We start from the raw sequence: 12,982 nt of genomic DNA on the forward strand, positions 1-12,982 counted from the left end.
GTAGAAGCCCATGTCCAGTCACTATTTACGTATATTTCAGCAACCGCGTTCCGCTATCCTGTTGATTCTGGGGTTCGCTTCCGGTTTACCTCTCGCGCTGACGTCAGGCACACTTCAGGCCTGGATGACCGTTGAGAACATCGATCTTAAAACCATTGGTTTCTTTTCCTTAGTGGGACAGGCCTACGTTTTTAAGTTTCTCTGGTCGCCCATCATGGACCGCTACACGCCGCCTTTTTTAGGTCGTCGTCGCGGCTGGCTGCTAACCACACAGTTTCTGTTGCTGATTTCAATTGCGGCAATGGGTTTCCTGGAACCCGGAACGCAATTGCGCTGGATGGCCGCACTGGCGGTCGTTATCGCCTTCTGCTCGGCGTCGCAGGATATTGTTTTTGATGCCTGGAAGACCGATGTGTTACCCGCCGAGGAGCGTGGGACTGGCGCAGCGATCAGCGTGTTAGGTTATCGCCTGGGAATGTTGGTTTCCGGTGGACTGGCCCTCTGGATGGCAGACCGCTGGCTCGGCTGGCAAGGCATGTACTGGCTGATGGCGGCCTTACTGCTCCCCTGCATTATTGCCACACTGCTCGCCCCTGAACCCGCCGATAGCATCCCGGTACCCAAAACGCTGGAACAGGCGGTCGCTGCGCCATTGCGCGACTTTTTTGGTCGCAACAACGCCTGGCTGATTTTGCTGCTCATCGTGCTGTATAAACTGGGTGACGCCTTCGCCATGAGCCTGACCACCACCTTTTTGATTCGCGGCGTCGGTTTTGACGCCGGTGAAGTTGGCGTGGTAAATAAAACGCTGGGATTGCTGGCTACCATTGTCGGTGCGCTTTACGGCGGAGTTCTGATGCAGCGTCTTTCGCTGTTCCGCGCGTTATTGATCTTCGGCATGCTTCAGGGCGCTTCAAACGCCGGGTATTGGTTACTGTCTGTCACCGATAAGCACATGTTCAGCATGGGCGCGGCCGTGTTTTTCGAAAACCTGTGCGGCGGTATGGGGACGGCGGCATTTGTCGCGCTGCTCATGACCCTGTGCAACAAATCATTTTCCGCTACTCAATTTGCCCTTCTCTCCGCGCTCTCTGCGGTAGGCCGCGTCTATGTCGGCCCCGTCGCGGGCTGGTTTGTAGAGGCCCACGGCTGGCCAACGTTCTATCTCTTTTCCGTCGTCGCCGCCGTTCCGGGGCTTCTGCTGCTTCTGGTTTGTCGTCAAACGCTGGAACACAGTTGGGAAAGCGAAGGCTTTATTCCACGAACGGAATTTCGCAGAGCCTATAGTCTGGCCTTGCTCACGCTGACAACAGGCTGTTGCTTGCTGGTTGTGTGGCTGCTGTTGCTGACAATGAATGCTGCAGATTACACCAATTTCTCGTTCCTGCCTGCGATGCTGGAAACAGGCGTTGTGATCGCCGTGTGCGGCATTGTGTTCGGCGGATTGCTCGATTATCTGGCGCTACGGAAAACACGCTTGCTGTAAAGAAAATGTTATTTGCCGTTGTAATAACATGCCGTAATTATAACGGTCAAATAACCACCAGTTGATAAAAATTATATTTGTTCTTTTGTGCTCAATAGAATTTGGAAATTATTGACAATTTCACCGCCCCCTATTTTCCTTACACGATTCAGCCGATGAGTATTTAATTTTCCGTTTTTTAATTGTCCAGTTATTGATAATAGATTGTTAATTAATTGTTTTATTTTCACATTGGTTATACCAATTGCCCTCCCTGACTCATCGGATCACCCACTTTCGTTATAACGTCATGTTGCAACAGGTTCTTAAAGTCAATTCAACACCCCGTGCAACATATGTGACACGTGCGGCAGAACCCGGTAACACAGATCCATTGATGTTTACAGTAATGTAACCTTCCCGTAAAATGCCCACACACTTTAAACGCCACCCGGTCCCGTGGAATTGAGGTCGTTAAATGAGACTCAGGAAATACAATAAAAGTTTGGGATGGTTGTCATTAATTGCAGGCACTGCATTACTCAGTGGCTGTAATTCTGCGCTGCTTGACCCTAAAGGACAGATTGGACTGGAACAACGTTCATTGATACTGACGGCATTTGGCCTGATGTTGATTGTCGTTATTCCCGCCATCTTGATGGCTGTTGGTTTCGCCTGGAAGTACCGTGCGAGCAATAAAGATGCGAAGTACAGCCCGAACTGGTCACACTCCAATAAAGTGGAAGCTGTGGTCTGGACGGTGCCTATCTTAATCATCATCTTCCTTGCCGTACTGACCTGGAAAACCACTCACGCTCTTGAGCCAAGCAAACCGCTGGCGCATGACGAGAAGCCGATTACCATTGAAGTGGTTTCCATGGACTGGAAATGGTTCTTCATCTACCCGGAACAGGGCATTGCAACCGTAAATGAAATCGCCTTCCCGGCGAACACTCCGGTTGAGTTCAAAGTGACCTCCAACTCCGTGATGAACTCCTTCTTTATCCCGCGTCTGGGTAGCCAGATCTATGCCATGGCCGGTATGCAAACGCGTTTGCATCTGATCGCCAACGAAGTCGGTACTTATGATGGTATCTCCGCAAGCTACAGCGGACCAGGCTTCTCCGGCATGAAGTTCAAGGCTATCGCAACAAAGGACCGCGCCGAATTCGATCAATGGGTTGCTAAAGCGAAACAGTCTTCGAACACCATGAATGACATGGCAGCGTTCGATAAAGTGGCTGCACCAAGCGAATACAACCAGGTGGAATATTTCTCCACTGTGAAACCGGATTTGTTTAAAGACGTTATTAACAAATTCATGGCTCACGGTAAGAGTATGGACATGACCCACCCTTCAGCCGAGCACAGCTCACATGAAGGAATGGAAGGCATGGACATGAGCCACGCGGAATCCGCCCATTCAGGGGGGTGAGGAAGATACGATGTTAGGAAAATTAACACTGGATGCAGTCCCGTTCCATGAACCTATCGTCATGGTTACGATCGCTGCCATTATCATCGGTGGGGCGGCCTTACTGGGCCTCATTACTTACTTCGGTAAGTGGACCTATCTGTGGAAAGAGTGGCTAACTTCGGTTGACCACAAACGCCTTGGCATCATGTATGTCATCGTCGCAATCGTCATGCTGCTGCGTGGCTTTGCGGATGCGGTCATGATGCGTAGTCAGCAGGCGCTGGCCTCGGCCGGGGAAGCAGGCTTCCTGCCACCTCACCACTACGACCAGATCTTCACGGCGCACGGCGTGATTATGATCTTCTTCGTGGCAATGCCATTTGTTATCGGTCTGATGAACCTGGTGGTTCCGCTGCAGATCGGCGCACGTGACGTTGCCTTCCCGTTCCTGAACAACCTGAGCTTCTGGTTCACCGTTGTCGGTGTCATTCTGGTTAACCTGTCTCTGGGCGTCGGTGAGTTCGCACAGACCGGTTGGCTGGCGTATCCGCCGCTTTCGGGAATAGAGTACAGTCCAAGTGTCGGGGTAGATTACTGGATCTGGAGTCTCCAGCTCTCCGGTATCGGTACGACGCTGACCGGTATCAACTTCTTCGTGACGATTCTGAAGATGCGTGCGCCGGGCATGACCATGTTCAAGATGCCGGTATTTACTTGGGCATCGCTGTGTGCGAACGTACTGATCATCGCCTCGTTCCCTATTCTGACAGTCACCATCGCGCTGCTGACCCTGGATCGCTATCTGGGCACCCATTTCTTTACCAACGATATGGGCGGCAACATGATGATGTACATCAACCTGATTTGGGCCTGGGGCCATCCGGAAGTGTACATTCTGATTCTGCCAGTGTTTGGGGTGTTCTCTGAAGTCGCAGCAACCTTCTCGCGTAAGCGCCTGTTTGGTTACACCTCACTGGTGTGGGCAACCGTGTGTATTACCGTGCTGTCGTTCATCGTCTGGCTGCACCACTTCTTCACCATGGGTGCGGGTGCGAACGTAAACGCCTTCTTCGGTATCACCACGATGATTATCGCCATCCCGACCGGGGTGAAGATTTTCAACTGGCTGTTCACCATGTACCAGGGACGTATCGTATTCCACTCCGCGATGCTGTGGACCATTGGTTTTATCGTCACCTTCTCTGTGGGTGGTATGACCGGTGTTCTGCTGGCGGTTCCGGGTGCCGACTTCGTTCTGCATAACAGCCTGTTCCTGATTGCCCACTTCCACAACGTTATCATCGGTGGTGTGGTCTTCGGTTGCTTCGCAGGTATGACTTACTGGTGGCCAAAAGCGTTTGGCTACACGTTGAACGAAACCTGGGGTAAACGCGCATTCTGGTGTTGGATCATCGGCTTCTTCGTCGCATTTATGCCGCTGTACGTGCTGGGCTTCATGGGGATGACCCGTCGCCTCAGCCAGCAGATTGATCCACAGTTCCACACCATGCTGATGATTGCCGCCTGCGGCGCCGCGCTGATTGCGCTGGGTATTCTGTGTCTGGTCATCCAGATCTACGTTTCTATTCGCGACCGCGACCAGAACCGTGACCTGACAGGCGATCCATGGGGTGGCCGTACGCTGGAGTGGGCAACCTCTTCCCCGCCTCCGTTCTATAACTTTGCCGTTGTGCCGCACGTTCACGAGCGTGATGCATTCTGGGAAATGAAAGAAAAAGGCGAAGCGTACAAACAGCCTACGCACTATGAAGAAATTCATATGCCGAAAAACAGCGGTGCGGGCATTGTCATTGCCGCCTTCGCGACCCTCTTCGGTTTCGCCATGATCTGGCATATCTGGTGGCTGGCGATTGCAAGCTTCGCAGGCATGATCATCAGCTGGATTGTGAAAAGCTTTGATGAGGACGTGGACTACTACGTACCAGTCCCGGAAGTCGAAAAACTGGAAAATCAGCATTTCGATGAGATTTCTAAGGCAGGGCTGAAAAATGGCAACTGATACTTTAGCGCACGCGACTGCCCACGCGCACGAACACGGGCACCACGACGCAGGCCAGACCAAAATCTTCGGATTTTGGATCTACCTGATGAGCGACTGCATTCTGTTCTCTATTCTGTTTGCAACCTATGCCGTTCTGGTGAACGGCACTGCAGGTGGCCCAACAGGTAAGGACATTTTTGAACTGCCGTTCGTTCTGGTAGAAACGTTCCTGCTGTTATTCAGCTCCATCACCTACGGCATGGCGGCGATCGCCATGTACAAAAACAACAAGAGCCAGGTCATCTCCTGGCTGATGCTGACCTGGTTGTTTGGCGCAGGCTTCATCGGGATGGAAATCTATGAATTCCATCACCTGGTTGTTGAAGGTATGGGTCCGGATCGCAGCGGCTTCCTGTCTGCGTTCTTCGCGCTGGTCGGTACGCACGGTCTGCACGTCACTTCCGGTCTTATCTGGATGGCGGTGCTGATGGTGCAAATCGCCCGTCGCGGCCTGACCAGCACTAACCGTACCCGCATCATGTGCCTGAGCCTGTTCTGGCACTTCCTGGATGTGGTGTGGATCTGTGTGTTCACTGTTGTTTATCTGATGGGGGCGATGTAATGAGTCATTCTACCGAACACAGCGGCGCGTCCCATGGCAGCGTAAAAACCTACATGACAGGGTTTATCCTGTCGATCATCCTGACGGTCATTCCGTTCTGGATGGTGATGACGGGTTCTGCCTCTCCAGCCGTAATTCTGGGGACGATTCTTGCGATGGCAGTGGTACAGATTCTGGTGCATCTGGTGTGCTTCCTGCACATGAACACCAAATCTGATGAAGGCTGGAACATGACGGCTTTCGTCTTTACCGTGTTGATCATCGCCATCCTGGTTGTGGGCTCCATCTGGATTATGTGGAACCTCAACTACAACATGATGATGCACTAAGAGCGGCGAGTATGATGTTTAAGCAATACCTGCAAGTAACGAAACCAGGCATCATCTTTGGCAACCTGATCTCGGTGATTGGGGGGTTCCTGCTGGCCTCAAAAGGCAGCATCGATTACCCCCTGTTTATCTACACGCTGATCGGTGTGTCACTGGTTGTGGCGTCGGGTTGTGTATTTAACAACTACATCGACAGGGATATCGACAGGAAGATGGAAAGGACCAAGAATCGGGTGCTGGTAAAAGGCCTGATCTCTCCTAACGTCTCGCTGGTGTACGCCACCCTGCTGGGTATTGCTGGCTTCATGCTGCTGTGGTTTGGCGCTAACCCTCTGGCCTGCTGGCTGGGGGTGATGGGCTTCGTGGTGTATGTTGGCGTCTATAGCCTGTACATGAAACGCCACTCCGTTTACGGCACGCTGATTGGCTCTCTCTCCGGCGCTGCGCCGCCGGTGATTGGCTACTGCGCCGTAACGGGTGAGTTCGACAGCGGCGCATTGATTCTGCTGGCGATCTTTAGCCTGTGGCAAATGCCGCACTCCTATGCCATCGCGATTTTCCGCTTTAAGGATTATCAGGCAGCCAATATCCCGGTTCTGCCGGTGGTCAAAGGTATTTCGGTCGCGAAAAACCACATCACGCTGTACATCGTGGCGTTTGCTATCGCCACCCTGATGCTGACCCTTGGCGGCTACGCAGGTTACAAATACCTGATCGTCGCAGCGGCAGTAAGCGTCTGGTGGCTCGGCATGGCGTTGCGCGGTTACAAAGTGGAAGATGATAAAGTCTGGGCGCGTAAGCTCTTCGGCTTCTCCATCATCGCCATTACCGCACTCTCCGTGATGATGTCCGTTGACTTTATGGTGCCGAATTCGCAAAGCCTGCTGACCTACGTCTGGTAAGTCAAACATCGCTTAAAAAGGGCGCTCCGGCGCCCTTTTTTATTCACATCACAAATTAATTAGGCACGTAATATTTTCTCATTAACCGCGTATTTACCCCGCCGGCGTACCGCTTTACACTAGTCGCGAATTGTATACAGAGGTGGGAATGAACGATTACAAAATGACGCCAGGCGAGTTGCGCGCCACCTGGGGTTTAGGGACCGTATTTTCATTGCGCATGCTCGGCATGTTTATGGTTCTGCCTGTTCTGACCACTTACGGTATGGCGCTACAAGGTGCCAGCGAAGCCTTGATTGGACTTGCCATCGGCATTTACGGGCTGGCGCAAGCCGTTTTCCAGATCCCCTTCGGATTGCTCTCCGACCGTATTGGTCGCAAGCCGCTTATTGTCGGCGGCCTGGCGGTGTTTGTCGCTGGTAGCGTGATCGCCGCCCTCTCCCACTCTATTTGGGGGATCATTCTGGGGCGTGCGCTGCAGGGGTCTGGCGCCATCGCCGCCGCCGTCATGGCGCTGTTATCGGATTTGACCCGCGAGCAAAATCGCACCAAAGCGATGGCGTTTATCGGCGTCAGTTTTGGTATTACCTTCGCCATTGCGATGGTGCTCGGGCCGGTGATCACCCACGCCCTCGGGCTGAATGCCCTGTTCTGGATGATCGCGATACTGGCCACCCTCGGTATTATCTTGACTATCTGGGTGGTACCTAACAGCACTAACCATGTGCTGAACCGCGAATCCGGGATGGTAAAAGGCAGTTTCAGCAAGGTACTGGCCGAACCCAAACTGCTAAAGCTCAACTTCGGCATTATGTGCCTGCACATCCTGTTGATGTCTACCTTCGTTGCCCTCCCTGGTCAGCTCACCGCCGCAGGTTTTCCTGCTGCCGAGCACTGGAAGATTTACCTGGTCACCATGTTGATCTCTTTTGGTTCCGTGGTGCCCTTCATTATTTATGCCGAAGTAAAACGCAAGATGAAGCGGGTATTTCTGTGGTGCGTGGCGCTGATCCTGATAGCGGAAATTGTGCTGTGGGGAGCGGATGTCCATTTCTGGGGACTGATTGCCGGGGTTCAGCTTTTCTTCCTCGCCTTCAACCTGATGGAAGCCCTCCTTCCTTCGCTTATCAGCAAAGAGTCCCCCGCCGGTTATAAAGGAACCGCAATGGGCGTCTACTCCACCAGCCAGTTCCTGGGCGTGGCGATTGGTGGTTCGTTGGGCGGCTGGGTCGATGGGATGTTTGACGGTCAGGCAGTGTTTCTGGCAGGGGTCGTGCTGACGGCCGTGTGGCTGGCGGTTGCCAGTACCATGAAAGAACCGCCGTATGTCAGCAGCTTACGTGTCGAAATTCCAGCGGATGTTGCCGCTGATGACGCCCTCAAACAGCGCCTGATGGCAAAAGATGGGGTGAGTGAAGTGCTGATTGTGGCGAGCGAACATTCCGCCTACGTGAAGATCGACAGCAAAATCACCAATCGGTTTGAGGTTGAGCAAACCATCAAACCCGCGTAATTCTTCATTACGCCGGATGGCGGCTATCAGCCTAACCGGGCCTACACATTACGTTGATATTGTAGGCCTTAACGCTGTGCGCCATCCAGCATGACCACTTAGTCGCGGAAGTTTTTAAACTGGAACGGCTGCCCCAGATCGCCGCCGCGCACCAGCGCCATCACGGACTGCAGATCGTCACGCGCCTTACCGGTCACACGAATTTCCTCGCCCTGAATCTGCGCCTGCACTTTCAGCTTGCTGTCTTTAATCAGCTTGACGATTTTCTTCTGCACGGCGCTTTCAATGCCCTGTTTCAGCTTCGCTTCAACAAACCAGGTTTTACCGCTGTGGATGAACGTTTCCGGCACGTCCAGAGACGTCCCTTCAATGCCGCGTTTCAGCAGCTTGGCACGCAGAATATCCAGCAACTGATTGACCTGAAAATCAGATTCGCTCAGAACTTTGATTGTCTTATTCGCCTCATTCAGCTCAAAAGTGGCCTCAACGCCCCGAAAATCAAAGCGTGACTCAACTTCGCGGCTCGCATTATCGACTGCGTTACGCGCTTCCTGAAGATCAACTTCAGACACAATATCGAAAGATGGCATCTTTTCCTCTCCCTCTGTTTTTGATGCGAAGCATAATACCTGCAAAGTTCCTCGACAGACAGCGCTATACTATGTGGAAGAACGCCCGGTGCTGTTGCGGGTGAGGAGGATGAATGAAAATAACCGTATTGGGATGCGGAGCCTTAGGGCAACTTTGGCTTACAGCGCTGTGCAAACATGGACATGAAGTACAAGGCTGGCTGCGGGTACCGCAACCTTATTGCAGCGTGAACCTTATCGAGACCGATGGTTCGATTTTTAATGAATCCCTGACGGCGAACGACCCCGATTTTCTCGCGAATAGCGATCTGTTGCTGGTGACACTCAAAGCCTGGCAAGTCTCGGACGCCGTGAAAGGGCTTGCGGCAATTCTGCCGGTGACCACACCGATTCTGTTGATTCACAATGGAATGGGTACGATTGAAGAACTGCAAAGCATTTCTCAACCGCTGCTGATGGGCACCACCACCCACGCAGCAAGGCGCGATGGCAACATTATTATCCACGTAGCCAATGGGACAACGCGCATTGGTCCAGCGCGTGAACAGGATGGTGATTACAGTTACCTCGCCGATCTGCTGCAGAACGTGCTGCCCGATGTTGCCTGGCACAACAATATTCGTACCGAAATGTGGCGCAAACTGGCCGTGAACTGCGTGATAAATCCGCTCACCGCCCTGTGGAACTGCCCAAATGGCGAGCTACGGCAACATCCTGAACAAATCATGCTGATCTGTCAGGAGGTGGCGGCGGTTATCGAGCGTGAAGGGCACCATACCTCGGTGGATGATTTACGCTATTATGTTGAGCAAGTGATTGACAGTACGTCACAAAACATCTCATCCATGCTGCAGGATATTCGTGCTCTGCGCCATACCGAGATCGATTACATTACCGGCTACTTATTAAAACGCGCCCGCGCGCATGGTATTGCCGTTACGGAAAACGCCCGTCTGTTTGAAATGATAAAGCGAAAGGAAAGTGAGTATGAGCGCTCAAGCACTGGTATGTCTCGCCCCTGGTAGTGAAGAGACCGAAGCGGTTACCACTATCGATCTCCTGGTTCGTGGCGGTATTCAGGTCACTACGGCGAGCGTGGCCAGCGACGGCTCCCTGACCATCGTCTGTTCGCGTGGTGTGAAGCTGCTCGCGGACGCGCCTCTGGTGGAAGTGGCTGACGGCGATTTCGACATTATTGTGTTACCGGGCGGTATAAAAGGCGCCGAATGTTTTCGCGACAGCCCGTTGCTGGTTGAAACGGTCAAACAGTTCCATCGCTCCGGACGTATCGTCGCGGCAATCTGCGCGGCGGCGGCAACGGTACTGGTTCCGCACAATATCTTCCCGCTCGGTAATATGACCGGATTCCCCGCGCTGAAAGATAAAATCCCGGCTGAACAGTGGCAGGACAAACGTGTAGTTTGGGACCCGCGCGTTAACCTGTTGACCAGTCAGGGGCCAGGGACATCCATCGACTTTGGCCTGAAAATCATTGACCTGCTGGTCGGGCGCGAAAAGGCCCATCAGGTCGCGTCACAGTTAGTTATGGCGGCAGGCATTTATAACTACTACGAGTAATTTCAAGGCCACTCCAGCGGCCTGCTTAATCTTAATAAAGGAATAACAGATGAAGGGATGTCTGACCGGAGTGGCTTTATGGTTGTTTTCTGGCTGCGTGATAGCGACGCAGTTAGACATTAAGAACCTCAGCTTCAACTATCCTGAGAGCACGGAGATTCAGTATCGTCTCCCCTGGTTCACCTCAGCGGATAACCCACAAGCTGCAAAGCGCATCAACGATTTTATCTTCTCCCGTTTTCTGAACCAGTTGCCGGGTAACGATCCGCAGGCCACGTTGAATAAACTGGCAAAAAGCGGCATTGATGCCACCGCCAATCTGGACTACACCGTCGAATATCGTGACAACAAAATACTGACATTAAACCTTTTTGTGGAAGGCTGCGGCGCCTATTGCGAATCTTATAATGTTCCACTGAGCTTCGATTTAGCGAGTGGCGCGAATATCACCCTCGACGATCTGTTTTCCCCGGCCACCATTGCCCAGTTAAACACCCGCGTCAGAAAAGATATTCGCTCCCAGATAACCACCTTTGTTGATAAGCATAAGTCCGAGTCGGCAGAGCAAATCAAAGCGGAAAAAGGAGAGGATTTTAATTACGAAGAGTTCTATGCCTCATGCGCGACGTATGAGGGCGGGCTGTACTATGTTGATAATTTCTCGCTTCAGAAAGGCGATCTCGTCTTCATTAATGGACGTTGCAGCAACCATGCAAGCCGCGCGATGGATGAGCTCGGTGATTTCACGACGAAAATCGCCGCCGCAACGTTACACGACCAACTGACCCCCTACGGGAAGTCACTGACTTCCGGTAACAGTGAAAAACCCCTCTCCCCTGCCCCCTCGCTTAACGGCAAGTTAGTCTACGGCACGTTGGGAAAAAGTATGCGCATCGTGATGAATATCACCTGTAATGAAGCATCGGCCAGCGGAGCCTATTTTTATGAAAAATACGGCTCACCTATCGAACTTACCGGTAAATGCGGTACGGAGAATGCTCAGCACTATGAGCTGAGAACGAGTATTTCTGCTGAAACCGAAGAGAAGATCACTCTGGATTTAAACAATGGCGTCTATCTGGGCGTCTGGGAATCGAACGGGAAAACGCTCCCCATTCGCTTTGAATAACAGTGTCAGATTGCCGGATGACGGCGTAGTACTTCGTCATCCGGCCTGCAAAAATACTGGGTTCGAAGAGGGAGAAACATACCCGCTTAGAACCATGGCGCTCCGCTCATGACATTACTGTAAAACAGCATTCTTCCCGCCAGTTCGCCCGTCACAATAATGGCCCCCCACGCGTAAGCGCTTACCCCAACATTCAGGCGAGAAATGCCCCATACGGCAACACCGATACTGGCGAATAGCTGCCACCAGAACAGAGGACTTGCAGCATCAGCGCCCGGAACCTGGAAACGGATCCACAGCGCGCCTGCGCTTAACAGAATTCCGATGAAGATTCCCGCTCTGCATAAGATCGGCGTTGGGTTATGCCAACAGCCAAACGCCACCGCCACACTCATAAACCCGAGCAGAATAGCCGTTGCCAAAAAACTGACAGGTGTAGCAACCGAAGACCAAAGCGGATGCAGCACCATCTGATGGTAAACCTGCGACGTCACCAGAATAGATATCAGCCCCACAAGCGCAGTGATTCCCCCCAGAAGGACAACGGCATGATGTTCAGGTTTAAGCCAGCACAGCACTAGCCAGCAGAACATCACGCCATTCAACGCAATAAACATCACCACTTCCCGACTGAGCCAGGAATTCCCTAACCCGAAAAGCGAGCGATAAGCGCCTTCAGGCGATCCCAGGTGCGCCAGCGAGGCAAACGATCCCAGCACCGTGATAACCCAGAACCATGATGCCAGCGTGCAGTATTGCATCGCGCTGAATTTTTTTGCGCCGAAATGCTGACACAGCGTTAACGCCAGTACGCCGCCAATTCCCCACTGCGCGAAGACGGTGAAGAAAACCAATGGCAATTCATAATGTTCCATTTCGTTCTCCTCAATCCCTGGGGGGAATAATGACAATGTTGGGTTGACTGATCGTGTGATCGGGGAGGTTGTAGCGTTTTTCCAGTATCGCCCACTGCGTCGTATGTTCCTTACGCAATTCCGTTATCTCACCAAAACGTAATACACCTGCCGGACAGGACTCCACGCAACGTGGCTGTAAACCCTCATCAAGGCGTTCGGCGCACAGGTTGCATTTACTGGTTTTGCCTTCTTCAGGATCGTAAACCGGCGCGCTCCACGGTCAGGCCATAATGCACATCCGACAGCCAATGCAGCGCTCGTGATCCTGTATCACGATGCCATCAGCCCGCTTCGTATACGTTCCCGCAGGGCACACCTTCATACACTGCGGGTCATCGCAGTGGTTACACGACATGCTAATAAACGCCTGGGTGTTGGGTTCATCCGTATGACGTTCGCGAACCCGACGCCATAACACCCCAAGAGGGGTCATATTTTCCGATTTGCAGGCCATGCTACAGGTTTTGCAGCCATAGCAATTCTGCATATCAATAAGAAATCCATATTGTTTCATCGCG

The 12,982-nt window shown here is 52.5% G+C and carries 12 protein-coding genes and 1 pseudogene; 10 read left to right on the forward strand and 3 right to left on the reverse strand.

The window, feature by feature from the left end; genetic code table 11:
- The first annotated feature begins 10 nt into the window (after nucleotides 1–10).
- From ampG to AC07UY_RS03795, 7 genes are all read left to right on the forward strand, one after another.
- A complete protein-coding gene (gene ampG, locus AC07UY_RS03765) occupies nucleotides 11–1,486 on the forward strand; it encodes a muropeptide MFS transporter AmpG (protein WP_494700719.1) in 1,476 nt (491 codons plus the stop codon).
- 457 nt (nucleotides 1,487–1,943) lie between these two features.
- On the forward strand, nucleotides 1,944–2,900 hold the full coding sequence (cyoA, locus tag AC07UY_RS03770; RefSeq protein WP_203358667.1) for a cytochrome o ubiquinol oxidase subunit II: 957 nt from the start codon (nucleotides 1,944–1,946) through the stop codon (nucleotides 2,898–2,900).
- Between the two features lie 10 nt (nucleotides 2,901–2,910).
- Nucleotides 2,911–4,902: a cytochrome o ubiquinol oxidase subunit I gene (gene cyoB / locus AC07UY_RS03775; protein ID WP_203358668.1), complete on the forward strand. Its 1,992-nt coding sequence runs from the start codon at nucleotides 2,911–2,913 to the stop codon at nucleotides 4,900–4,902.
- A complete protein-coding gene (locus AC07UY_RS03780) occupies nucleotides 4,892–5,506 on the forward strand; it encodes a cytochrome o ubiquinol oxidase subunit III (RefSeq protein WP_203358669.1) in 615 nt (204 codons plus the stop codon). The genes cyoB and AC07UY_RS03780 overlap by 11 nt, the downstream gene beginning before the upstream one ends.
- On the forward strand, nucleotides 5,506–5,835 hold the full coding sequence (locus tag AC07UY_RS03785; protein ID WP_162378952.1) for a cytochrome o ubiquinol oxidase subunit IV: 330 nt from the start codon (nucleotides 5,506–5,508) through the stop codon (nucleotides 5,833–5,835). Before AC07UY_RS03780 ends, AC07UY_RS03785 begins: the two co-directional genes overlap by 1 nt.
- Before the next feature lie 11 nt (nucleotides 5,836–5,846).
- Nucleotides 5,847–6,737 carry a heme o synthase gene (gene cyoE / locus AC07UY_RS03790; RefSeq protein WP_494659230.1) on the forward strand — a complete coding sequence of 297 codons (891 nt, stop codon included), beginning with the start codon at nucleotides 5,847–5,849 and terminating at the stop codon, nucleotides 6,735–6,737.
- Between the two features lie 148 nt (nucleotides 6,738–6,885).
- Nucleotides 6,886–8,250, forward strand: coding sequence for an MFS transporter (locus AC07UY_RS03795; RefSeq protein ID WP_494659229.1), 1,365 nt, complete (start codon nucleotides 6,886–6,888; stop codon nucleotides 8,248–8,250).
- A gap of 98 nt (nucleotides 8,251–8,348) precedes the next feature.
- On the opposite strand, the gene AC07UY_RS03800 is transcribed toward AC07UY_RS03795, so the two are convergent.
- A complete protein-coding gene (locus AC07UY_RS03800; RefSeq protein ID WP_182270309.1) occupies nucleotides 8,349–8,840 on the reverse strand; it encodes a YajQ family cyclic di-GMP-binding protein in 492 nt (163 codons plus the stop codon).
- Between the two features lie 113 nt (nucleotides 8,841–8,953).
- Here AC07UY_RS03800 and panE point away from each other — a divergent pair, with 113 nt between their 5' ends.
- Genes panE through AC07UY_RS03815 form a run of 3 tightly spaced genes read left to right on the forward strand, consistent with a single transcriptional unit; the run spans nucleotide 8,954 to nucleotide 11,547 of the window.
- Entirely contained in the window at nucleotides 8,954–9,865 is a 912-nt protein-coding gene (gene panE, locus AC07UY_RS03805) for a 2-dehydropantoate 2-reductase (protein WP_494700718.1), read from the forward strand.
- A complete protein-coding gene (gene yajL, locus AC07UY_RS03810) occupies nucleotides 9,828–10,418 on the forward strand; it encodes a protein deglycase YajL (protein WP_203358673.1) in 591 nt (196 codons plus the stop codon). Before panE ends, yajL begins: the two co-directional genes overlap by 38 nt.
- A gap of 49 nt (nucleotides 10,419–10,467) precedes the next feature.
- A complete protein-coding gene (locus tag AC07UY_RS03815) occupies nucleotides 10,468–11,547 on the forward strand; it encodes a hypothetical protein (protein WP_494700717.1) in 1,080 nt (359 codons plus the stop codon).
- A gap of 86 nt (nucleotides 11,548–11,633) precedes the next feature.
- On the opposite strand, the gene AC07UY_RS03820 is transcribed toward AC07UY_RS03815, so the two are convergent.
- A complete protein-coding gene (locus AC07UY_RS03820; RefSeq protein WP_494700716.1) occupies nucleotides 11,634–12,422 on the reverse strand; it encodes a dimethyl sulfoxide reductase anchor subunit family protein in 789 nt (262 codons plus the stop codon).
- Nucleotides 12,423–12,432: 10 nt separating this feature from the next.
- A pseudogene (locus tag AC07UY_RS03825) lies at nucleotides 12,433–12,978 on the reverse strand (4Fe-4S dicluster domain-containing protein).
- Nucleotides 12,979–12,982: the final 4 nt, after the last annotated feature.

The organism is Citrobacter sp. GW821-FHT02E08 (assembly GCF_059421685.1).